The sequence below is a fragment of the Aeromonas sp. 6P genome (genome assembly GCF_051919525.1).
GTDB lineage: Bacteria > Pseudomonadota > Gammaproteobacteria > Enterobacterales > Aeromonadaceae > Aeromonas > Aeromonas veronii.
This window is the reverse complement of record NZ_JBQBEO010000002.1, coordinates 3475590-3498029: the sequence shown is the minus strand read 5'-3', so window position 1 is coordinate 3498029 and position 22440 is coordinate 3475590. Positions and strand designations below refer to the sequence as shown.

Here is a 22440-nt window from a genome sequence, read left to right as displayed (position 1 = left end):
AGAAAACACAATGTGAGGATGCAGTGCAGTGACGCAGATTTTTTTCAAGCCGTATATTGGCGACAAGTATTACGAAAGCCATTACGGTGTGCGAGTAATGGTTCTTGGTGAATCTCATTATGGTGATGCGGAAGATCTTTCTCCCGATTACACACAATTCGTTGTTAACGAACATGCTTTTTGTGCTGGGTCACCTTTTTTCACCAAGCTTACGAAGCTATTACGCTGTGAAGCAGGAGCGGTAAGTATTGAAGAGCGGCATGAAACATGGAGGCATGTTGCTTTTTATAACTACATTCAAGAGTTTGTTGGGGATGTAGGCCGTATCCGACCAACTACTGCAATGTGGGAGCGGGCTGTTTGTGCTTTGAAAGTGGTTGTGCAGGAACTACAGCCAGATGTGATCCTTGTTTTGGGGCATCAAATGTGGGAGCAGTTGCCTGAATTGCCTGTTGAATGGGCATGCGTTAAACATCCTAGTGGTGGAATGTCTTATGCCGATGCAATCCCTGAGTTTCTGGGCGCAATAGAAAGAGCACAAAAGCAATCAGCTAAAAAATCTGCAGCGTTTGTAGAATGAGATAAATAGCAAAAAGGCGCCATCAGGCGCCTTTTTCTTGCTTGCAGATTTCGTCGGGGCGTTTACTTGCCCGCGACGGAGAGGCCGCCAAAACGGATCTGCGGGGCGTAGAAGCCCTTGCCGTCGTTGTGGTGCAGGGTATCGCCGACCGCTTCCAGCTCGCCCAGCAGGCGGTAGAAGTTGCCCGCTACCGTGATGCCGCGCACCGGCTGCAGTCGCACCCCATCGCGGCAGAGGAAACCCGATGCGCCAAAGGAGAAGTCACCGCTCACCGCATCGGCACCCGAATGCAGGCCATCCAGCTTGACCAGCTCCAGATAGTCGCCGCTCTGCACTTCCGCTTCGCAGTGGGGGCCCGCGCCAAACACCAGATGGCGAGCGGTCACATCGAGGGCACTGCGGGCACCGCGAGCGGCCGAGCCGTTGCTGGCGACGCCAAAGTGGCGGGCGGTGGCGCTGTTGTGGAGCAGGGTTTTCAGCTCCCCTTCGCCAATCAGCAGCAGATCCGAGCTGGCAGCTCCCTCGCCATCAAACGCCTTGATGTTCATGCCGCCAGGCATATAGACCCGGCTTTCCAGAGTAAGCCAGCGTGACGCCACGCTCTGGCCGATCTTGCTGCGCCAGGGGTTGATCCCTTGTTGGGCCCACTTGCCCGACAGCACACCCTGAAAGCAGCCAAACAGGCTGGCGAAGCAGTTGGTGCTAAAGATGACGCTGTAACGACCGCTTGGTACTGCCTCGCCCGGCAGCAGGTCGCTGGCGACGGCGTAGATCTGCGCGATGAGCCGCTGGCTATCCAGCTCGTCAAAGCAACGGCCATACAGCCCTTGCGAGTGCATCGACTGGCGGCCATCCCGTTCGACCAGTGCCGAGGTGTAGCAGCCGACGCTGAACTCACCGTGCTGGCAGAGGGTGCCCTGACTGTTGGCGAGCCAGAGCTGGCTCTCCCCTTCGAAGAAGCTGTTGTAGGGGGCGCCGCTCACATCGGGCATGGCCAGCATGTCTGACTCCAGGCGCAGGGCCAGAGCGATCTTCTCCTCAATCGGCGTAGTATCGGGTTGATTGATCTCGGCGCAATCTGTGGTGAGCCGGCTACTGGCCACCGAGATGCGCTGATCCGGGTCTACCTTGGCAAAGCGGCTGGCATCTAGCGCATCCTGCAGCATGGCATCGAGCGCCGCCTCATCGAGGGATTCCGAGTAGGCGATGCCGACCCGGCCCTCCCTGATCAGACGAATGCCGAGCTGCTGACTGCTGGTCACCTTGTATTCGCCGAGTTCGCCCTTGTCGGCCTTGAGGGAGAAGGCTCTCTCCTGATTGGCGATGATGTCCGCTTCGGCGTTGAGTTCGGCCACCTTGTCCAGCAGGCGGGTGAGCAGTTGGTTCATGTCGAGTTGGCTCATCAGGCGTTCCCTCCCACCAGAATATTGTCCACTTTCAGCGCCGGCTGGCCCACCGAGGTGGGGACCGAGCCCGAGACCGAGCCGCACATGCCGGCGGCCAGCGCCAGATTGCTGCCCACCATGGAGATCTCTTTCAGCACCTGCGGGCCGGTGCCGATCAGGGTGGCCGACTTGAGCGGTCTGGTGATTTTGCCGTGCTCGATGAGGTAGGCCTCCTGCACGTTGAAGTTGAACTCGCCGGTGCCGGGCTGTACCGAGCCGCCCCCCATCTTTTTGGCGTAGATGCCGTGCTCCACCGTGGCCAGCATGTCGTCGAGGCTGTGGTTGCCCGGCTCGATATAGGTGTTGCGCATGCGCGAGGTGGGGGCGTACTTGTACGATTCGCGCCGACCCGAGCCGGTGCGGGCATAACCGGTCTTGAGGGCGCCCATTCTGTCCACCAGAAAACCGGTCAGCACACCGTCCTTGATGAGCTGGGTATGCTGGGTCGCCATCCCTTCGTCATCGACGTTGATGGAGCCCCAGACGTTGCTCTGCAAGCCTTCGTCCACCGCATTGACCACCGGATTGGCGATAAGCTGGCCCATCTTGTCGTGGAATACCGAGGCCTTCTTGGCCACCGAGGTGGTCTCCAGCAGGTGGCCGCACGCCTCGTGGAAGATGACGCCGCCAAAGCCGTTCTCCATGATGACCGGCAGGGTGCCGCTCGGGCAGGGGGCAGCCCCCAGTTTCACCAGTGCCTGACGGGTGGCGGTGAGCGCCAGCTCGCGCGGATCGATGCGCTCGGCATGTTCCCAGCCCATCAGGGCGCCCGGCGCCTCATAGCCGACGCTCTGCTCGCTCCCTTCGCGGGCGATGGTCTGGGCCATGATGCGGTTGTAGTGGCGGCGATCTGCCACTTGCAGCCCTTCGCTGTTGAAGATCTCCACCTCCTGCTCCCAGCCCAGCACGTTGCCGGAGAACTGGCTCACCTTGTCGCTCTCGGCGCGGGCCACCGCATCCATGGCGTGCAGATAAGCGATCTTCTGCTCCAGCAGCTTGTCTGCCGACAGCGGCAGCGCGACCGGGTTGCGGTCGGTCAGGCGGGTGAAATCGAAGGCGGTGGCGGTCACCACAGGGTCGCGGCGGTCTTTGGCCGCCAGCAGGGTGACGATACGCAGCAGCTCGTCGCGGCTGGCCAGATTGGTGTAGCCGTAGAGCACCTTGTGGCCATAGCAGAGGCGCACGCCGATGCCGAAATCGAGGCCACCGCTGATGTTCTCTATCTGGCTGGAGAGCAGGCTGAGCTGGCTGCGGCGCTTGCGCTCGACAAACAGCTCGGCGAAATCGGCACCCAGCGCCAGTGCGTGATCGAGCACGTCGCGGGCGATAGCGGGGGCCAACAGGGAGAATGGAGTCATAGAATATCCTTTTCTGGTCTGTCCGTTTGCTTCCGACATCCGGCTCTGATTGTTATGGGATGTCGAGTCCATTGTTGCAGACCAGCACAAAAAAGTCGCTATAGCGTCATGCGATGATACCGATTGAGAAAATCGGTGCGATAACTGCGCCCGGCGGCCAGGGCCAGGCGCTCAGGGTCGTTTTGCCAAAACGTGGGAAAGATCAGAGCAGGGCGTGAATTTCGCTCAGGATCTGCTCGACCCACTGCTCGATGCGCGGATCGGTCTGGTCATATTGGTTGGCATCATCGAGGGCCAGCCCGACGAAGTGACGGCCATCGTCGATCAGTGCCTTGGAGGCATCGAATTCGTACCCTTCGTTGGGCCAGTAGCCCACCAGCTTGACCCCTTTTGGCACCAGCTGAGCGTGCAGCATGCCGAGGGCGTCCTGGAACCATTCGCCATAACCGAGCTGATCGCCGAGGCCAAACAGGGCCACGATGCGTCCCTCCAGATGGAGATCGGCGATATCTTCCCACCGGGACTCCCAATCCTCCTGCAGTTCGCCAAAATCCCAGGTGGAGATGCCGAGGATCAGGATCTCGTAATCCTCCATCCGGCGCAGGGAGACATCCTTGATATTGTGAATATCCACCAGCTCGGGGCCGATGAGGGCGCGGATCTTCTCGGCAGCCATCTCGGTGTAGCAGGTGGTGGAACCGTAAAACAGACCAATCTTCATCGCTCTTCTCTCTGTTGGCGCTTTCTCGCTTGCTTTTGGCGCGTTCTCGCATGCTCGTGTGGGCAGCGCCATGTTGGCAACACGATGGGTAACGTAAGGGGAGGGCGCCAGTCTAGCAGATTGCCATTCGACCTTCACCGCCCGGCAAGGGGCGTGGCATACGAGCCTTACCTTTCCAATGAAAGTGCCTTGTCTTTCCAAGGAGTTGGCGCGTTACAATGGGCCATCTTTCCCCTGATTGCAGCGCACCATGAGCAAGCCTGACCCCCATCCCCTGATTGAACCCTTCCTCGATGCCCTCTGGCTGGAGCGGGGATTGTCTGACAACACGGTCAGCTCCTATCGCAGCGATCTGGAGAAGTTCTCCCTTTGGCTCGACGAGCAGGGGAGCTCGCTGCTGCTGGCGGGGATGGACGAGATCCAGCACTACCTCGCCTGGCGGGTCGATCACCAGTTTGCGGCCAGCAGTACGGCCCGCTTCCTGTCGGCCCTGCGCCGTTTCTATCAGTATCTCAACCGTGAGAAGCTGCGCAGCGATGATCCGACCGTGCTGCTGGGGGGGCCCAAGCTGCCGAAAAAACTCCCCTCCGATTTAAGCGAAACGGAGGTGGATGCGTTGCTGAGTGCGCCGCTGGTGGATGACCCGCTGGAGTTGCGGGACAAGGCGATGCTGGAGCTGCTCTACGCCACCGGGCTGCGGGTTTCCGAGCTGGTGGGGCTCACTGCCGAGCATGTTAGTTTGCGTCAGGGCTTGGTGCGCGTAGTGGGCAAGGGCAACAAGGAGCGGCTGGTGCCGATGGGCGAGGAGGCGATGCACTGGCTGGAGCGTTACTACCGGGAGGCCCGCACCCTGCTGCTGGGGGGCACCAGCTCGGATGTGGTATTTCCCTCCAAGCAGGCCCGTATGATGACTCGCCAGACCTTCTGGCATCGCATCAAGCTCTATGCCCTGCGGGCCGGGATTAACGGCGAGCTATCCCCCCATACCTTGCGCCACGCCTTTGCAACCCATCTGCTCAACCACGGCGCAGACCTGCGGGTTGTGCAGATGCTGCTGGGTCACGCGGATCTCTCCACTACCCAAATCTACACCCATGTGGCCAACGAGCGACTCAAGGCGCTGCACGGGGAGCATCACCCCAGAGCTTGAGTGGCTGGCCTCCCAAAAACAAAAAACCGCCAGCAGGCGGTTTTTTATCTCTACACGACAGGAGATGGCGCTTATTTCCCTTGCTGGGATTTCAGCAGATCACGGATCTCGGTCAGCAGCTCCTGATCCTTGGTTGGGCCTGCCGGGGCGGCGGCTTCCTCTTCCTGCTTTTTCTTGAGGGTGTTGATGGCTTTCAGTCCCATGAAGATGGCAAAAGAGATGATCAGAAAGTCGATGATGGTCTGGATGAACTTACCATAGGCGATAACTACGGCGGGTGTTGCACCTTCTGCGGCCTTCAGAGTGACCGCTAGGTCGCTGAAGTCCACGCCGCCCAGGATCAGGCCGATGGGCGGCATGATTACGTCACCGACAAAAGAGGAGACAATTTTGCCGAAGGCGGCACCAATGATGATACCGACCGCCATATCGATGACGTTGCCGCGGGCGGCAAAGGCTTTGAACTCTTGAATCAGACTCATTATTTCCTCCGAAATTAAACAAGATAGCGCGTTGATTACCCTTACCAAAGGGCGAACTCTTGTCAGGAAAAACAGAGGCTAAGCCGCGTTATTCCTGTCGTCCTGACTAGCTTGCGGGCGTTATGAGTCCTTGGCAATCGGGGGGAGCCATTTTTTTGGTACAAAGTGATATTAATTTTTTGGTAAGTAGCTGGTTGAATGATGAGCTGTGCTGCTGTAGTTTGCTGGGTCGATTCATTCATACCACGTGAGTAAACAAGTGAAGTATTTACTACTGGGAATGATGCTTTTGTGCACATTTGCTGCCAGAGCGGGGATGGATACCCAAGCCTTGAAACAGACCATCACGGCCCGGCTGGGGGTTCCCGTCTATCTGGTTGAACCGACCCCGATTGCGGGGTTGTATATGCTGGGCACCTCACAGGGGGTGCTCTACAGCGATGCCAAAGGGGATTATGTGGTGCAGGGGGTCATGCTGGATATGACTCGCGACATGAAGAACCTGACCATCTCGGGTATGCGCGAGCAGCGCCGACTTGGGCTGGCGCAGGTGGCTCATGCCCCCATCGTGCTCAAGGCCCGTGATGAGCGTCACCGGGTTGCACTGTTTCTCGGCGAGCAGGATGCCAAACGTCGTCAGCTCTCCGGCACCTTGCAACACCTGCAGGCATCCGGGGTGAGCGTGGCACTCTATCCGGTGATTGATCACGCCGAGCGGGCCGCCGACTGGTGCAGCGATCCCCTGCTGCAAAATGATCCGTTAAAAGCCTATTTGCCTCAAACGGCATGTAGTGAGACCCTTATCCAAAATATTGGCCTGAGCCAATGGTTGGGGGTCAAGGTACTGCCGGCCTGGGTCTCCACCGACGGGGATCTGGTGCGCGGGTATCAGAGCCCCGAACAGCTGCTCAAGATACTGGATCATATTGATGTCCCTGCAAATCCGTCGTCGTCCGCGAGTTGATGATTCCCATCTGCCTGCCACTTTGCATCCTCTGCTTCGCCAAATCTTCGCCAGCCGTGGCGTAGAGGATCCCGCCCTGCTGGAGCGCAGCGCCAGCCAGCTGTTGCCGCCCCAGCGCCTCTATGGGATGGAGCAGGCGGTGCCGCTGCTGGCGGATGCCCTGATTGCCCAGAAACGGATCCTGATTGTCGGCGACTTCGACTGCGATGGTGCCACCAGTTCGGCGCTGTGTGTGCTGGCCCTGCGCGCCATGGGGGGTCGCCACATCGATTTTCTGGTGCCCAACCGCTTCGAGTTTGGCTACGGCCTCACCCCCGAAATTGTTGAGCTGGCGGTGGCCCGCGGCGCCGAGTTTCTGATCACGGTGGATAACGGCATCTCCAGCATCGCCGGGGTGGCGGCAGCCAAGGCGGCGGGCATGCAGGTACTGGTTACCGATCACCATTTACCGGGTCAGGAGCTGCCTGACGCCGATGCCATCGTCAACCCGAACCAGCATGGTTGCGATTTCCCCTCCAAGTCGCTGGCCGGGGTGGGGGTAGCCTTCTACCTGATGGCGGCCCTCAACACCCATCTGCGTCAGCTCGGCTGGTACGAACGGCAAGGGTTGCGAGCCCCCAATGTGGCGGATTACCTCGATCTGGTGGCCCTCGGCACGGTCGCCGACGTGGTGGCGCTCGATGGCAACAACCGCATTTTGGTCCATCAGGGCTTGCAGCGGATCCGGGCCGGGCGCTGTCGCCCCGGCATTCAGGCGCTGGTGGATGTGTCGGGCCGCGATGGTCGTCGCCTCACCGCCGCCGACCTCGGTTTTGCACTGGGGCCACGCCTCAATGCGGTGGGCCGTCTCGATGACATGTCCCTCGGGGTCGCCTGTCTGCTCTGCGATGATCTCAATCTGGCGCGCCAGCTTGCGGCCGAGATGGACAGCCTCAATCAGGAGCGCAAGGAGATCGAGCAGGGGATGCAGCAGGAGGCCCTCGCCACTCTGGAGCAGATACGGTTTCGCGATGGCGAGGTGCCGTCGGGCATAGTGCTGCACCGCAACGAGTGGCATCAGGGGGTGGTGGGGCTGGTGGCTTCCAAGGTGAAGGAGAAGTACTACCGCCCGGTCATTGCCTTTGCCGAGAGCAGCGAGAGCGAGCTCAAGGGCTCCGGCCGCTCCATCCCCGGCGTGCACTTGCGCGATGCGCTGGAACTGCTCGATACCCGCCACCCGGGCCTGATGGGCAAGTTTGGTGGCCATGCCATGGCGGCGGGGTTGACCCTGCCCAAGGCCAACATTGAGGCGTTTGGTCGGGCCTTTGAGGCGGTCATCAGCGAGCTGGTGACGCCGGAGCTCTTGACCGGGGTGCTGCTCACCGATGGCGAGTTGTTGCCGGATGAGCTCAATATCGAGCTGGCGGAGCTGATTCGCGCCTCCGGCCCCTGGGGTCAGGCCTTCCCCGAGCCGCTGTTTGACGGCGAGTTCGTGCTGGTGCAGCAGCGGCTGGTGGGGGAGAAACACCTCAAAATGATGCTGACCACCGATTCCGGTCACGCGGTGGATGCCATCGCCTTTGGCGTCGATCTCAAGCGCTGGCCCGATGCCACGGTCAAACGGGTGCGGCTTGTCTACCGGCTTGACGTCAACGAGTGGCGCGGCAACCGCAGCGTGCAGCTGCTGGTGGAGCATCTGGAGGCAGCCGGTCTCTGAGTCAAGAGCATCGCAGCCCTATCGCTGACAACGGCCACCCTCGGGTGGCCGTTTTTGTTGGCGGATCTCTGGAAAAGGGCGTTGACCTGTCTATAGCTTTACAGTTTAAGCTCGTCTCTATCGGGTCACCTGAGGGCCCGCACCGTGAGTGATTGCCATGAAAATATCCGAACTGGCCCGCCGCTGCGGCCTCGCCCGCTCCACCCTGCTCTATTACGAGAAGCTGGGGGTGATTGCCGGCACCCGGGCCGCCAACGGCTATCGCCACTATGACGAGGGGGATCTGCAGCGACTGCAGATGGTGCAGGCCCTGCAGGCAGGTGGTCTCAGCCTCAAGCAGTGCCTCGCCTGTCTGGCTGGCGAGATAGATCAGGCGGCATTGCAGGCCCGGGTCAGGGAGCTGGATGAGGAGCTGGCGCGGATGCAGCGCGCCCGGGATCTGTTGGCGGATCTGGCAGGGCTGCGCCCGCGCTCCGGTGAGGAATTCAAGGCCTGGCAGCTGCAACTGCAGCGCGAGGCACCGGAGGCCTACTTCGCGTGGGTGATGAAACAGGGTTTTAGCGAGAAAGATCGCTACCACTTGCAATGGTTGAGCAAAGATATGAATGAACATGAGCGTTACATCAAAGACTTTATCCAGCTGCTGGATGGCATGAGTTACTGGGGGCCGGGGGATCGCGCCTTCACCCAGCAGCAGTTTGCCGCCTTGCCCATTCGGCCGCGCCGGATCCTCGACATGGGCTGCGGGCGCGGTGCCTCGACCATGGCGCTGGCTCAGGTGACCGATGCCGCCATTGTGGCCATCGATCTGGAAGAGGAGGCGCTGGCCGCCGTGGCGCACTCCGCCCGTGCAGCAGGCTTTGAGCATGTCTCCACCCTCTGCGCCAACATGGCGGCACTGCCGGACGATCTGGCCCCGGCCGACCTCATCTGGGCAGAGGGGAGCGCTTACGTGATGGGGGTTGCCAATGCGCTGAAGGCGTGGCGTCCGCTGCTCGCGAGCCCGCAGGCTTGCATCGTGCTGAGTGATGCGGTCTGGCTGACCGATAACCCGCCCGAGGAGGCATTGGCATTCTGGCAGCAGGATTATCCCGCCATGCAGACGCTGGCGGGCCTGCTTGAGACGGTACAAGCGGCAGGCTACCGCTGCCTGTCACACACTCCGTTGCCGATGAGCGCCTGGAACAACTATCTGGACCCTATCGAGGTCAATCTGGTGCGCTATCGAGACGAGCTGGGGGAGAGTGCTGCCTGGCAGGACTTGAGCCGGGAAGTAGCCATCCACCGCCAATATCTGGGCAGTTACGGCTATGTGATCTGCTGCCTGCAAAAAGATGCGTGATAAGTTGTCGTAAAAAAATGAGGCGCTTGCGGGCGCCTCGTTGTTTATCGGGGATTGCGGATGGCCATTACAGCTCGCGGGCCCAGGGGTGAGCCTTGGGGCGCAGCGCCAGCGCCAGACCCAGCAGCAGCACGGTCAGGCCGTAGAGGGGCCAGCTACCAAAGCGCATGTAGGGGGTCTCGCCGTGGGCGGGACGCACCTCGCTGCGCAGCACGCCCGCTTCAAACTGCGGGATCTGGCCGATGATGCTGCCGTCGATCTCGGTGACGATAGTGATGCCGGTGTTGGTGTCCCGCAGCAGCGGACGAGCCAGCTCCAGCGCGCGCATCCGGGCGATCTCCATATGTTGCCAGGGGCCGATGCTGGTGCCGAACCAGGCGTCGTTGGAGACTGTCAGCAGAAAGTCGGTATCGGCATTGACGTTGCGGCGTACCTCCTCCGGGAAGATGATCTCGTAGCAGATGGCGGCGGCAAACTTGAGCCCCTTGGCGATCAGGTTGGGCTGCACTTCGTCACCCCGGCTGAAGGAGGACATCGGCAGGTTGAAGAAGGGGGCGATGGGGCGCAACAGATCTTCAAATGGCACGAACTCGCCGATGGGCAGCAGGTGGTACTTGTTGTAGCGGTTGGGGTGGTTGTAGTAGTAGGACTCCTTGCCATCAACATCCTGCACCCCCATGCCGAGCACGGTATTGTAGAAGCGCTGTTGCTGCTCGTCGTAGTGAATGATCCCCGCCAGCAGGCCGGTATCGTTCACCTTCATCGCCTTGTCCAGATTCTCCAGATAGGGGCCCATCGCCTTCTCGATGGCCGGGATCGCCGACTCCGGCCAGATGATGATGTCGGCATCCTGATTCTCGCGGCTCAAGTCCTGATAGGTGCGCACCGTGGGGGCCAGCGCCTCCGGATCCCACTTGAGGGACTGGGCAATATTGCCCTGCACCAGTGCCACCTTGACCGGCTCGCCACGGGTCACCCAGTTGAGCTGCATCAGACCGTGGGCACCGGCCACCAGCAGGGCGGGCACCGCCAGCCACAGTGGCGAGCGGGATTTCCACACCAGCCAAATGGCGGAGGCGGAGAATAGCAGTGCTAGGGTGATGCCCTGTACCCCGAGAATGGGAGCAAATCCCTTGAGCGGGCCGTCGATCTGGCTGTAACCAAACCAGAGCCAGGGGAAGCCGGTCATCACCCAGCCGCGCAGCCAGTCAGCGACCAACCAGAGGGCCGGGAAGGCGAGCAGCCAGCGGCTCCAGTGACGGCCGCCAAAGAAGCGGGCAAAGACCCAGCAGGCGAGCGTCGGGTAGAGGGCCAGATAGGCGGAGAGCCCGGCCAGCAGCACAAAGGCGACCGGCAGCGGGATGTCGCCAAACTCGGTCATGCTGACATGGATCCACCATAGCCCCGGTAAAAAGAGTCCCATGGCGTAGCCAAAACCGCGCCAGGCGGCCTGTTTCGGCGTGGCTTTGTCCAGCAGGGCGTAGAGGCCAAGCAGGGAGGGGATCACCAGCGGCCAGTAGCCGAAGGGGGAGAAGGCCAGCACGGCGATGGCACCAGAGGCCAATGCACTGAGGCTTAACAGAATTTTGGAAGTAACAGGGGATAATCTCACGGGCGATGGTGCTCGTCTTGGTGTGCAACTGGGGTCGAATGGCCGGTATCTTAACCTGTAAGCGGGGCAACGGCGAGCCTCGATGCCGGTGGCAGAGAGCACAACGCCCCGAGGTCGGGGCGTTGTTTCACACATCGAGCGGATCTGCTTATTGCGGCTCGGATTGCGCCGCCGCGTGGTGCTCGGGGATCTTCACCTGCAGTTGCTGCAGACGGCGCCGGTCGGCATGCATCACCTTGAACAGGTAGCCGTCCAGCTCGATCTCCTCGCCCTTCTTTGGCAGGTGGCTGAATGCGTGCATCACCAGACCACCCACCGTGTCCACCTCTTCATCGCTGAATTTGGTGCCGAAGAAGTCGTTGAAATCCTCGATCTCGGTCAGGGCACTGATGGAGAAGACCCGCTTGCTGAGGCGGCGGATTTCGTCCGGTTCATCCTCGATGTCGTCAAACTCGTCGTCGATCTCGCCAACGATCAGTTCCAGTATGTCTTCGATTGTCACCAGACCGGAGACGCCACCAAATTCGTCGACCACGATGGCCATGTGGTAGCGCTCTTCACGGAACTCCTTGAGCAGACGGTCAACCCGTTTGCTTTCCGGCACGATCACCGTGGGGCGCAAGATTTTCTCGAGCTGCAGCGGCTCGCTGGCGTGATGGCCGCCAAACCCGAAGGGGAGCAGATCCTTGGCGAGCAGAATGCCCTCCACATGATCCTTGTCCTCGTTGATCACCGGGAAGCGGGAGTGGCCGGACTCGATGATCACCGGCAGGATTGCATCCACCGGTTGGGACTTCTCGATGGTCACCATCTGGGAGCGGGGGATCATGATATCGCGCACGCGAAGATCGGCGATCTCCAGCACCCCCTCGATCATGTCCTTGGTGTCCTGATCGATGAGGTCGCGCTCTTCGGCATCGGCTATCACGTCTACCAAATCATTGCGGTCTTTTGGCTCGCCCTGGAAGAGTTGGCTGAGTTTGTCGAGCCAGGTTTTCTTCGGCGAGCCGGTACTAGGGTGATCGTCGGTCATTTTCTCTCTTGGTTACTCGTATGAACACACTTGAAATAGTTCGGGTTATATAAGGATGGCCATCTGCTGTTTCAAGACGATGACCATCCGGTTCTTTACTCTTCGTCGTTCAGATAAGGATCGGCAAAACCGAGCTCCTGCATGATGTCGCGCTCAAGCGCTTCCATCTCTTCGGCTTCCTCATCCTCGATATGGTCATAACCTAGCAGATGCAGACTGCCGTGCACAACCATGTGGGCCCAGTGGGCCATCAGGGGCTTGCCCTGCTCCTCGGCCTCGCGCTCTACCACCTGACGGCAGATCACCAGATCGCCGAGCAGCGGCAGCTCCAGACCGGGTGGCGCCTCGAACGGGAAGGAGAGCACGTTGGTGGGCTTGTCCTTGCCGCGATAGGTGAGGTTGAGTTCGTTGCTCTCCGCCTCGTCGACGATGCGCACCGTCACTTCGGCCTCCTGCTGGAAGCCGAGAATGGTGCCGTCGAGCCAGCCCTGCAGCTGGGCCTCGCTTGGCAGGCCGTCGGTGCTGGCACTGGCCAGCTGCAGATCCAGGGTTACGCTCATTGCTCGCTCTCTTTGCTGGTGTTTGCTTGGCCGGCAACCTTCTCGGCTGCCTGCTTGGCGTCGAATGCCTCATAGGCCTGCACGATGCGGGCCACCACCGGGTGGCGCACCACGTCGGTAGACTGGAAGAAGTTGAACGACAGACCATCAACGTCCTGCAGCACTTCCAGCGCATGGCGCAGGCCGGACTTGGCGTTGCGCGGCAGGTCGATCTGGGTGATATCGCCGGTCACCACTGCCTTGGAGTTGAAGCCGATCCGGGTCAGGAACATCTTCATCTGTTCGGTGGTGGTGTTCTGGGCCTCATCGAGAATGATGAAGGCATCGTTGAGAGTACGACCGCGCATATAGGCAAGCGGCGCCACCTCGATGATGTTGCGCTCCATCAGCTTCTCGACCCGCTCAAAGCCAAGCATCTCGAACAGGGCGTCGTAGAGCGGGCGCAGGTAAGGGTCGACCTTCTGGGAGAGATCGCCGGGCAGGAAGCCGAGCTTCTCGCCCGCTTCCACCGCAGGACGGGTCAGCAGAATGCGGCGGATCTCCTGACGCTCCAGTGCATCCACCGCAGCCGCCACCGCCAGATAGGTCTTGCCGGTACCGGCCGGGCCAATGCCGAAGCAGATGTCGTGGCGCACGATATTGGCGATGTACTGGGCCTGATTGGGGCTACGTGGCTTGATGAGACCGCGCTTGGTCTTGACCGTTACCTCCTTGCCATAGGGGATGGAGGGGGCCGGTTCGTCATCCTGCTCCAGCACCCGCGACTCCAGAATGGCCAGATGAACCATGTCGGGAGTGATGTCGGTTACCTTGCCACCCTTGAGGGGCTGGGTTTCCACATAGAGGTGCTTGATGATGACGGCGGCGGCATCCAGTTGGGCCGGTTTGCCCACCAGCTGGAAGTGGCTGTCACGGTAGCTGATCTCGACGCCGAGGCGGCGCTCCAGCTGCTTGATGTTGTCATCGAAGGGGCCGCACAGGCTGGCAAGGCGCTGGTTGTCGGCGGGCTCCAGATGCAGATTCAGGGTCGAGATGTGTCGGCTCAAAATATCCTCGTCTCAAGGCGCTCCCCATCCGCCGGGCGAATGGGGAGGAGGGGATTAATGGGGTGTGAAAGCGGCCACGCCCAGCTCGTCCGGTACGTTATCCGGGCGGTTGGATTTAACCGGGATTTCGCTCTGGGCGGGGGTAAACGCGGCTACTCCGAGTTCGTCCGGTACGTTATCCGGGCGACGGGCCAGGATTTCGCTCGGGGCGGTGGCGATCCGCAGGTTCATCTCGCTCTCGCCGCGGATGAACTTGCCGCGCAGGGAGTTGGGACGCACCTCGGTGATCTCCACGTCGGCAAAGCCGCCGATCAGGGTGTGCTGGCCTTCAAAGTTGACCACCCGGTTGTTCTCGGTGCGGCCACACAGCTGCATCGGGTCGAGCTTGGAGGGCCCTTCCACCAGGATGCGCTGGGTGGTGCCCAGCATGGCACGGCCAATCTGCATCGCCTGGTTGTTGATGACGTGCTGCAGGCGGGCCAGACGGGCTTTTTTCACTTCCATGTCGACATCGTCGGGCATGTCGGCGGCCGGGGTGCCCGGGCGCGGGCTGAAGATGAAGCTGAAGCTCATGTCGAAACCCACATCCTCGATCAACTTCATGGTCGCTTCAAAGTCTTCGTCCGTCTCGTTCGGGAAGCCAACGATGAAGTCGGAGCTGATGGTGATGTCGGGACGGGCGGCACGCAGGCGACGGATCTTGGATTTGTACTCCAGGATGGTGTGCGGGCGCTTCATCATGGTCAGAATACGGTCGGAGCCGCTCTGCACCGGCAGGTGCAGGAAGCTGACCACTTCCGGGGTATCTTTGTAGACTTCGATGATGTCGTCGGTGAATTCGATCGGGTGGCTGGTGGTGTAGCGAATGCGATCGATACCGTCGATGGCGGCCACCAGACGCAGCAACTCGGCGAAGGTGCAGATGCCGCCATCAAAGGTCGGACCGCGGTAGGCATTGACGTTCTGGCCGAGCAGGTTCACTTCGCGCACGCCCTGCTGGGCGAGCTGGGCGATTTCGTAAAGCACGTCGTCCAGCGGTCGGCTCACCTCTTCACCGCGGGTGTAGGGCACCACGCAGTAAGTACAGTATTTGGAGCAGCCTTCCATGATGGAGACGAACGCGGTAGCCCCTTCGGCGCGCGGTTCGGGCAGGCTGTCGAATTTTTCGATCTCGGGGAAGGCGATATCAACCTGGGCACCACGGCCCTCTTGCACTTCCTTGATCATGGTGGGCAGGCGATGCAGGGTCTGCGGGCCGAACACGATATCCACATAGGGAGCGCGCTGGCGAATCGCATCGCCCTCCTGAGAGGCAACGCAGCCACCCACGCCGATCACCAGACCGGGCTTTTTGGCCTTGAGCTTTTTCCAGCGTCCCAGCTGGTGGAACACCTTCTCCTGCGCTTTTTCGCGGATGGAGCAGGTATTGAGCAGCAAGACATCTGCCTCTTCGGGCTCTTCGGTAAGCGTGTAGCCATTGCTGGCATCCAACAGGTCGGCCATTTTGGACGAGTCATACTCGTTCATCTGGCAACCCCAGGTTTTAATGTGAAGTTTCTTGCTCATTGCTTCTCTTGACTTGTTTTGAAATCGGCATGGTCAAAGGACCGCGCATTTTACTCCGCAATCTGGATACTGCCTAGCTAATATCCAGCTGGCAATGGTGCTCACCCGATACCTGTTGCCAGCAAGCTCAATAAGCTTTCTCCTTGATTTGACGCAGCAATTCCCCGTTTGTCTCACTGTTTATCAGCCGCCCTTGCGCTATCATGCAGCCATCCGGTTCACGTCCGGGCGTTGTCGCCGGACGCACCCTTTCAGGAATAAATGTATGGAACAGTGTGATATCGCCATCGTCGGCGCCGGCATGGTGGGCGCCGCCACCGCCTGTCTGCTGGCGGCTCAGGGCCTCTCGGTGCGGGTCATCGAGACCCAACTGCCGGAGCATTACGCGCCGGATCAGCCGCTGGATCTGCGGGTCTCCGCCATCAGTCAGGCCTCGGTGGCGCTGCTGGAGCAGGCCGGTGCTTGGCACCATCTGCAGCAGATGCGGCTCTGCCCCTACCGCCGACTGGAGACCTGGGAGCTGGACGGTTTTGCCACCCGCTTCAATTCCGCCGATCTCGGTCTGCCCCAGCTTGGCTACATCATCGAAAACCGGTTGGTACAGCTCGCCCTGCTCAAGCGGATGGAGGATTTTCCCACCATCCAGACCCACACCCCGGCGGCGGTGACCAGCCTGCGCCAGAGTGCAGATGAAGCTGTGCTGACTCTGGATGACGGCACTGAACTGGCCGCGCGCTGGGTGCTGGCCTGCGACGGTGCCGAATCCCACACCCGCAAGCTGGCGGGTATCGGCGTATCGCGCTTCGAGTACCGCCAGCACTGCATGCTGATCAATATCGACACCGACTTTGCGCAGGAAGATATCACCTGGCAGCAGTTCACCCCGAGCGGCCCGCGCGCCTTCCTGCCGCTGCCCGGCCAGCACGGCTCCCTGGTGTGGTATGACAACCCGGCCCGTATCCGCGCGCTGGCGGCCATGAGCAACGAAGGGCTTGCCGCCGAAGTGCGCCGCCACTTCCCGAGTCGGCTCGGCGGATTTACCGTCACTGGCAAGGGGAGTTTCCCGCTGGTGCGTCGCCACGCCAACAACTATCACGTCGGTCGGGTGGTGCTGCTTGGCGATGCTGCCCACACCATCAACCCGCTGGCGGGGCAGGGGGTCAACCTCGGCTTCAAGGATGTGGCCTGCTGGGCTGATCTGCTGCAAGGAGCTGGCGCCGACTGGCATCAGCTGGCGTTGGCCGAGCGTTACGAGCTGCGCCGTCGTCCTGACAACCTGCTGATGCAGTCGGGGATGGATCTCTTCTACGGGGTGTTCAGCAACGAGATTGGCCCCCTCAAGCTGGCCCGCAATCTGGCCCTCAATCTGGCGGACAAGGCGGGCCCGCTCAAGGAGATGGCGCTGCGCTATGCACTGGGGCTGGTTTGACAGGTAGGAACCAGATAACACGGGCTGAATGCGCGAAGGAGCAAAGGTGATGAACAAGGCACTGCTGGTGATCGATTTTATCAACGATATTGCCCATCCCGATGGGCGCATTGCCGCCTCGGCTGCCCATGTGCTGGAGCAGGATGCCATCGCGCATGCCAATCAGGCGCTGGCCCATGCCCGCGCCCACTGCTGGCTGGTGGTGCTGATCAAGGTGGGCTTTGACGGCGGCTATCAGCTGCAGCCCAAGGGGTCTCCCATGTTTGGTCGCGCTCACCAGTTGGGGGCGCTCTCCTTGGCTGACAGCGGCACCGACTTTCACGCCGACCTCGATGTACAGCCCGGCGATCTGGTGCTGACCAAGCCCAGGGTCAGCCCTTTCTATGGCACGGCGCTGGAGCCTGCGCTGCGGGCCAATCACATCGACCACCTCTATCTGTGCGGGGTGAGCACCAGCTGGGCCATTCAGGCGGCAGCGCGGGATGGTCACGATCGCGACTACGCCATCACCATTCTGGAGGATGCCTGCGCCGCCGCAGATGCCACCGAGCATCACACCTCACTGCGGATGCTGGGTCGCATCGCCGAGATCATCAAGGTGTCCCAGCTGGCCTGAAACCTTGCCGGATGGTGTTCGATGGTGAAATTTGGTCTCAGTTGGCTAAGTGGGAATGGGGTGCTTTACTCTATCTGATGACTTAATTGTTAATAGATGGCGGTATGCCACTTTTGCCACAGGATGGCCACCATGGCGGATGATATACAGACGCGGCAGAGTCACTTCGCCGAGCGAGCCCATCATCTGGCTGCACTGCTGGATTCGCTGGAAGACCAGATATCGGTGATAGATCGGGATGGCGTGATCCATTACACCAATCTCGCCTGGGATCTGTTTGCCGAGCAAAACGGTATGCCAAAGGGATATAACTGGATTGGGGTCAATTACATGGGGGCTTGTGACGCTGAATCCGAGCCCTCTGGATTGGCTGCCGTGGAGGGGATCCTTCGGGTTATCCGTCATCAGCAGGAGAAGTTCTATCTGGAATACCCCTGCCACAGCCCCGACACCCAGCGCTGGTTTATGATGCGAGTCGCGCCGGTACCCGGGCTTGACGCCGAGTATTTTTCCATCGCCCATATCAATATCACCGAGCGCAAGCTGCTGGAGCTGGAAGTTGCCAGCCTCTCCCAACATGATCCCTTGACCGGACTGGCCAATCGGCGGCTGTTCAACAGCTTTTTGCATAACGAGTGGCGGCGCAGCATGCGTGAACATACCCCGCTCTCCCTCATCATGCTGGATCTGGATAACTTCAAGGCGTGCAATGACCATCTTGGTCATCAGATGGGGGATGGCTCCCTCCAGTTGGTGGGCCATCTTCTGCAATCCTTCTGCCAGCGTCCGGCGGATCTGCCCTGCCGTTTTGGTGGTGACGAGTTTGCCCTGATCCTCGGCAATACCGATCGAGATGCGGCCCAGCGGATTGGAGAGGAGATCCGCCAGGCCATCAACGATCTCGATATCGTGGTGGCAAATAATATTCAGCTTAGCGCCAGCATTGGCATTGCCACCTACACGGCAGAGCAACTGCTGGAGGGGGAAGGGGCGTTGCTGGCCGCGGCCGATGCGGCGCTTTATTGCGCCAAGGGGGCGGGTAAAAACCGTAGTCACTGCGCCAGCTGTTGAGCCGCATTGCCGCTTTTGTCCTGCATGCGCCCCCTTGATGGGGGCGCACTGTTTTTTGGCTGGTTACGGTGTTAGCCACCAGCGAGCGTTGGTTTCAGCGCTCGGGCGTGGCTGACACCGGCAAGGGATGGCTGGCGATCACCTGCCTGACGAAGTGATCCCGGATGGGGTCGGCAAAGTCCGGATTCCATACCATGCTGACCTCCCACTCGGAGCTGGGGCCAGAGAGCGGATAGAGGGTGACATCGGGCCCTGCGATAAAGCTGACGCTGCGTGGCAGGATGGCGTTGCCGATGCCCGCCGCAACCAACGCCACCAGCGTCTGGATATCTTCGGCCTCCTGGACCATGCCGGTCAGCCGATTGGCGCCGAGAAAACCGGCGATCTGCTGGCTGAGCCCAGGGCAGCGGTGGCCCACCATCTGCAACAGGGGTTGACTGGTCAGTGCCTGCTGGACGTCGAATGCGGCCGGGTCTGGCTCGGTCATCCGTGTCGGCACCGCCAGCACCAGCCGGTCGATCAGCAGTCTGTGTTCCTGCAACTGCGGCACCTGCGGTCTGCGCATAAAGCCCAGCTGCAACTGGCCGGAGAGCAGCTGCTCCTGCTGGATGGCTGAGGGCATATCCTGTAGATGGACCATCACGTCCGTGACCTGCTGCTTGAAGCGGGCGACCAGCGAGGGGGCCAGCGCGAAACTCGACAGGCCAAACCCAATCTTGAGCCGACCGGCCACGCCACTCGCCACTGCCAGCGCGTGACGTTCAAACTCCCTGCCGTGTTTGACCAGTGCGCTTGCCTGAGTGAGCAGCTGGGCGCCGAGCGCCGTCAGCTCGGCGCCGTGGCGGCCCCGTTTGAACAGGGTGCAGCCCAGCGTCTGCTCCAGCCCCTGGATCTGCTTGGTGAGGGCCGGTTGGGTGATAAAGAGGCGGCTGGCCGCTTCCCGGTAGTTGGCGGTGTCGGCCAGCGTCACAAACGCCTGCAATTGCCTCAAGTCAAATTTCATTCCAATTTGTTATCAAAGGTGGCCATTTATTGATTATAAATTATCTAATCGCCTTGTTCTAATGGCTCGGCAAGGGGGGAATCGCCCTCCTCTGAACCGGAACAAGGAGCCATATCATGTCTACCCAACGCTATCTCTTTTTGATCAAGGGCAAGCTGGTGCTGGCCCAGCCATTGGCGGCCCCGGAGACGGGGGCGCTGCTCGCCAGCCTGCTGCAACAGGGGTTTGTGGTCGGCCCCTTGCAAGTGTGGGCTGGCAGTGCCGAGCAGGCGCTAGCCTGTTATGAGCGTGCCGCCCAGCAGCAGGCCTTTGCCGATGCGCTCTCTGGCTCTCTGCCCGAGCTGGCCGGGGTGCCTGTATGAGTGTCTGTATGAGTGCTGGCATGAACACGATCACCCTGTCGGTATCCGCCCTACTGCTCGATATGGATGGCACCCTGGTCTGCTCGACCGGCGATGTGGAGAAGGTGTGGCGGCTCTGGTGTCAGCATCATCAGCTGGCCCCCGAGCCGGTGCTGGCGATGTGCCACGGTATGCGCTCGCGAGAGGTGATCCGGGCGCTGGCCCCGCAACTGGATGTCGAGCGGGAGGCGGCGCGCCTCGACGAGCTGGAGATGGAACATACCGGTGGCGACGCCATCTTTGGGGCTGGCGAGTTGCTGCGCCGCTTGCCGCCAGAGCATTGGGCCATTGTGACCTCCGCCAGTGAGCGGGTTGGTCGCCATCGCCTGAGTTGTGCCGGTTTGCCGCTGCCCCATGTACTGGTGGGGGCCGAAGCTGTGATCCATGGCAAGCCCGATCCCGAGCCCTATCTGCTGGGGGCTGAGCGGCTTGGCGCCTCGCCCGATTGTTGTCTGGTGTTCGAGGATGCCCCGGCCGGTATCGAGAGTGCCCTGCGTGCAGGTTGCACCGTGGTGCAGGTAGGGGGCGATGCGCCGCTCAATCCGGCGGTGGTGGCGGTGATCCGCGACTGGCGCGAGGTGAAGGTGGAGTTGGAGGAAGGCGAGTCCCTGCTGGTAAAGCTGCCCGCCTGAGCGGTGGATAGAGCGTATTACGACCGCAGATTGCGGTATGAACCATCGCCATCAACACTGTATGCCGCAATAAAAACGCCCCCGAGATGCGGGGGCGTGTTGCTTTCTCAACGGTTATTTGAAAACACGGAAACGGGTAGCGTCGTCGATAAAGGTCTTGTCACCGGCCGGTTGCTTGATGCTGCCAAAGGGCATCTGGGCACGCAGCAGCCAGCTGGCGGGTAGGTTCCACTCCTTGCGTACCGCCTCGTCGATCAGCGGGTTGTAGTGCTGCAGGGAGGCACCGACTTTCTCCTGCGCCAGCGTTGTCCAGACCGCAAACTGGGCGATGCCGGTGGCATGTTCCGACCAGATGGGGAAGTTGTCGGCATAGAGAGCAAATTTTTGCTGCAGATCCTTGATGACGCCGGTGTCTTCGAAGAACAGCACGGTACCGAAGCCTGCGCGGAAGCTGCCATCTACCTTGGCCTCACTCTGGGCGTAGGCATCCGGCGGCACAATCTTTTTCAGCTCGGCTTTGACGATATCCCACAGCTTGTGGTGCTGGGCGCCAAACAGGATGACGGCACGGGAGCTCTGGGAGTTGAAGGAGGAGGGGCTGTGCCTGATGGCATCCTGGATCAGGGTCGTCAGCTGCTCCGGCGTATGGGACACCTGGTCGCCCAGGGCATAGATGGTACGACGTGCTTTGATCTGTTCGATAAACGGACTGCTCATAACATCTCCTTTGCTTGATAGTCACCGGGCGCCAGCCTTGTGGCCAGCCATCCCCTGTTGTTCAAGCTATAGACTATACCACCCGATTATCTTCCGGGCGTTTACATGCAGTGGTGACACTTTCAACTGAGGGTTAACACCCCGCACATAGGCGATCCTGTTGCTCCCCAGTGAACGGGGTTGAGGCGCGCTGAACTGCCAGCCCAGCTGAGATTGCGCCACCCAACCCTGCGCAGGTGACAGGAGCTGTCCGATCGCCAGTAGTTGGGGTGGGGCTGCGACAGCCTCCCGCCCCTGCCGAGGGACACGCCATACCTGTGAAATAAAAAATTTCTTGTGGTTATTCAAGAGATTGAAGTCGGGCTTGCCGGTCACGCCTATTGCCGGGTTTCAAGTGAAAATCTACTTGCCGCTAGTCACCCACTGGTTTGCTGCCTGCCGGTTTGTATAGTGCCGCTGAATATTAATCAGGTTTGACAGGAGTACCCATGGAGATGAATTCGCGTGCTCTTCGCGCACTGGCATTGCTGGGCGCCTTGCTGGCTGGCAGCACGACCGTGCACGCCTCCGAGACCTTCAGTACCATTTTGGGTGGCGGCGCAGGTGGTGTGGCGGGCACCATGATCGGCAAGGAGCTGGGTGGCGATACCGGTGCGCTGGTTGGGGCTGCGTTGGGCGGTGCTGCCGGTGGGGCTGCGACGGCCAACAAGGGCAACAAGAATGAAGCGGCCCTTGGCGGCGCTGTAGGGGCGCTGGGCGGTGCCGCCATCGGCAAGAGTGTCGGTGGTGATACCGGTCAGCTGATCGGCGCCGGGGTCGGCGGGGCGAGCGGTTCGGCCATCGGTGCCAAGACCGGCGATGGCCACAAGAGCCAGGATCGCTATTACGATGATGACGACGATCATCACCATCACAAACACCACAAGAAGTACAAAAAGCATAAAAAGCACAGATGGCATGACGACGATTGATGCGTGTGCAGTGAGTGCGGAAGATGCAAAACGGGGCCTGTTGGC

The 22440-nt window shown here is 60.7% G+C and carries 21 protein-coding genes and 1 pseudogene; 11 read left to right on the top strand and 11 right to left on the bottom strand.

The window, feature by feature from the left end:
- Positions 1-28: 28 nt before the first annotated feature.
- Positions 29-580 carry a hypothetical protein gene (locus ACTG2J_RS16145; RefSeq protein ID WP_101529549.1) on the top strand — a complete coding sequence of 184 codons (552 nt, stop codon included), beginning with the start codon at positions 29-31 and terminating at the stop codon, positions 578-580.
- A gap of 62 nt (positions 581-642) precedes the next feature.
- Here the strand turns inward: ACTG2J_RS16145 and ACTG2J_RS16140 are convergent, their stop codons facing one another.
- The 3 genes from ACTG2J_RS16140 to fldB all read right to left on the bottom strand — a co-directional run bounded on the left by ACTG2J_RS16140 (position 643) and on the right by fldB (position 4104).
- Positions 643-1983: a TldD/PmbA family protein gene (locus ACTG2J_RS16140; protein WP_307896333.1), complete on the bottom strand. Its 1341-nt coding sequence runs from the start codon at positions 1981-1983 to the stop codon at positions 643-645.
- Positions 1983-3383 (bottom strand): TldD/PmbA family protein, encoded by a 1401-nt coding sequence (locus ACTG2J_RS16135; protein WP_307896334.1) that lies wholly within the window; start codon positions 3381-3383, stop codon positions 1983-1985. The genes ACTG2J_RS16140 and ACTG2J_RS16135 overlap by 1 nt, the downstream gene beginning before the upstream one ends.
- A 202-nt stretch (positions 3384-3585) precedes the next feature.
- The gene (gene fldB / locus ACTG2J_RS16130) at positions 3586-4104 is read right to left on the bottom strand and encodes a flavodoxin FldB (RefSeq protein ID WP_307896335.1); all 519 of its coding nucleotides are present in this window, start codon (positions 4102-4104) and stop codon (positions 3586-3588) included.
- A 250-nt stretch (positions 4105-4354) separates the two neighbouring features.
- Between fldB and xerD the strand changes: the two genes are divergently transcribed.
- Positions 4355-5254 carry a site-specific tyrosine recombinase XerD gene (gene xerD, locus ACTG2J_RS16125; protein WP_307896336.1) on the top strand — a complete coding sequence of 300 codons (900 nt, stop codon included), beginning with the start codon at positions 4355-4357 and terminating at the stop codon, positions 5252-5254.
- Between the two features lie 71 nt (positions 5255-5325).
- Here the strand turns inward: xerD and mscL are convergent, their stop codons facing one another.
- Positions 5326-5736, bottom strand: coding sequence for a large-conductance mechanosensitive channel protein MscL (gene mscL / locus ACTG2J_RS16120; RefSeq protein ID WP_047438040.1), 411 nt, complete (start codon positions 5734-5736; stop codon positions 5326-5328).
- Between the two features lie 316 nt (positions 5737-6052).
- Here mscL and ACTG2J_RS16115 point away from each other — a divergent pair, with 316 nt between their 5' ends.
- The 3 genes from ACTG2J_RS16115 to ACTG2J_RS16105 all read left to right on the top strand — a co-directional run bounded on the left by ACTG2J_RS16115 (position 6053) and on the right by ACTG2J_RS16105 (position 9738).
- Complete coding sequence (locus ACTG2J_RS16115; protein WP_429221013.1) at positions 6053-6700, top strand: disulfide isomerase DsbC N-terminal domain-containing protein; 648 nt, start codon at positions 6053-6055, stop codon at positions 6698-6700.
- Positions 6666-8396, top strand: coding sequence for a single-stranded-DNA-specific exonuclease RecJ (recJ, locus tag ACTG2J_RS16110; protein WP_307896337.1), 1731 nt, complete (start codon positions 6666-6668; stop codon positions 8394-8396). Before ACTG2J_RS16115 ends, recJ begins: the two co-directional genes overlap by 35 nt.
- 157 nt (positions 8397-8553) lie before the next feature.
- Positions 8554-9738: a MerR family transcriptional regulator gene (locus tag ACTG2J_RS16105; protein WP_047438033.1), complete on the top strand. Its 1185-nt coding sequence runs from the start codon at positions 8554-8556 to the stop codon at positions 9736-9738.
- A gap of 67 nt (positions 9739-9805) precedes the next feature.
- Here ACTG2J_RS16105 and lnt read toward each other — a convergent pair whose 3' ends face one another.
- The 5 genes and pseudogenes from lnt to miaB form a co-directional block, all read right to left on the bottom strand.
- On the bottom strand, positions 9806-11350 hold the full coding sequence (gene lnt, locus ACTG2J_RS16100) for an apolipoprotein N-acyltransferase (protein ID WP_439997664.1): 1545 nt from the start codon (positions 11348-11350) through the stop codon (positions 9806-9808).
- Positions 11351-11498: 148 nt separating this feature from the next.
- Positions 11499-12383: a CNNM family magnesium/cobalt transport protein CorC gene (gene corC, locus ACTG2J_RS16095; RefSeq protein ID WP_005354092.1), complete on the bottom strand. Its 885-nt coding sequence runs from the start codon at positions 12381-12383 to the stop codon at positions 11499-11501.
- Between the two features lie 95 nt (positions 12384-12478).
- Positions 12479-12943, bottom strand: coding sequence for an rRNA maturation RNase YbeY (ybeY, locus tag ACTG2J_RS16090; RefSeq protein WP_236380149.1), 465 nt, complete (start codon positions 12941-12943; stop codon positions 12479-12481).
- A complete protein-coding gene (locus ACTG2J_RS16085) occupies positions 12940-13989 on the bottom strand; it encodes a PhoH family protein (protein ID WP_236380140.1) in 1050 nt (349 codons plus the stop codon). The genes ybeY and ACTG2J_RS16085 overlap by 4 nt, the downstream gene beginning before the upstream one ends.
- A gap of 138 nt (positions 13990-14127) precedes the next feature.
- Positions 14128-15555: pseudogene (miaB, locus tag ACTG2J_RS16080) on the bottom strand (tRNA (N6-isopentenyl adenosine(37)-C2)-methylthiotransferase MiaB); the annotation flags it as partial.
- Positions 15556-15820: 265 nt separating this feature from the next.
- Here miaB and ACTG2J_RS16075 point away from each other — a divergent pair.
- From ACTG2J_RS16075 to ACTG2J_RS16065, 3 genes are all read left to right on the top strand, one after another.
- Positions 15821-16984 (top strand): FAD-dependent oxidoreductase, encoded by a 1164-nt coding sequence (locus ACTG2J_RS16075; RefSeq protein WP_439989369.1) that lies wholly within the window; start codon positions 15821-15823, stop codon positions 16982-16984.
- A gap of 49 nt (positions 16985-17033) precedes the next feature.
- Positions 17034-17600: a cysteine hydrolase family protein gene (locus ACTG2J_RS16070; protein ID WP_439989370.1), complete on the top strand. Its 567-nt coding sequence runs from the start codon at positions 17034-17036 to the stop codon at positions 17598-17600.
- A gap of 132 nt (positions 17601-17732) precedes the next feature.
- The gene (locus ACTG2J_RS16065; RefSeq protein WP_005335125.1) at positions 17733-18671 is read left to right on the top strand and encodes a sensor domain-containing diguanylate cyclase; all 939 of its coding nucleotides are present in this window, start codon (positions 17733-17735) and stop codon (positions 18669-18671) included.
- A gap of 94 nt (positions 18672-18765) precedes the next feature.
- Here ACTG2J_RS16065 and ACTG2J_RS16060 read toward each other — a convergent pair whose 3' ends face one another.
- Entirely contained in the window at positions 18766-19674 is a 909-nt protein-coding gene (locus ACTG2J_RS16060) for a LysR family transcriptional regulator (RefSeq protein ID WP_319920077.1), read from the bottom strand.
- Between the two features lie 116 nt (positions 19675-19790).
- On the opposite strand from ACTG2J_RS16060, the gene ACTG2J_RS16055 reads away from it, so the two are divergent.
- A complete protein-coding gene (locus ACTG2J_RS16055) occupies positions 19791-20036 on the top strand; it encodes a hypothetical protein (protein WP_421330787.1) in 246 nt (81 codons plus the stop codon).
- 20 nt (positions 20037-20056) lie between these two features.
- Positions 20057-20707, top strand: a complete 651-nt coding sequence (locus ACTG2J_RS16050; RefSeq protein ID WP_439997663.1) for an HAD-IA family hydrolase — start codon at positions 20057-20059, stop codon at positions 20705-20707.
- Positions 20708-20821: 114 nt separating this feature from the next.
- Here the strand turns inward: ACTG2J_RS16050 and ACTG2J_RS16045 are convergent, their stop codons facing one another.
- On the bottom strand, positions 20822-21424 hold the full coding sequence (locus tag ACTG2J_RS16045) for a nitroreductase family protein (RefSeq protein ID WP_265783975.1): 603 nt from the start codon (positions 21422-21424) through the stop codon (positions 20822-20824).
- A 488-nt stretch (positions 21425-21912) separates the two neighbouring features.
- Between ACTG2J_RS16045 and ACTG2J_RS16040 the strand changes: the two genes are divergently transcribed.
- Complete coding sequence (locus ACTG2J_RS16040) at positions 21913-22395, top strand: YMGG-like glycine zipper-containing protein (protein ID WP_439997662.1); 483 nt, start codon at positions 21913-21915, stop codon at positions 22393-22395.
- Positions 22396-22440: the final 45 nt, after the last annotated feature.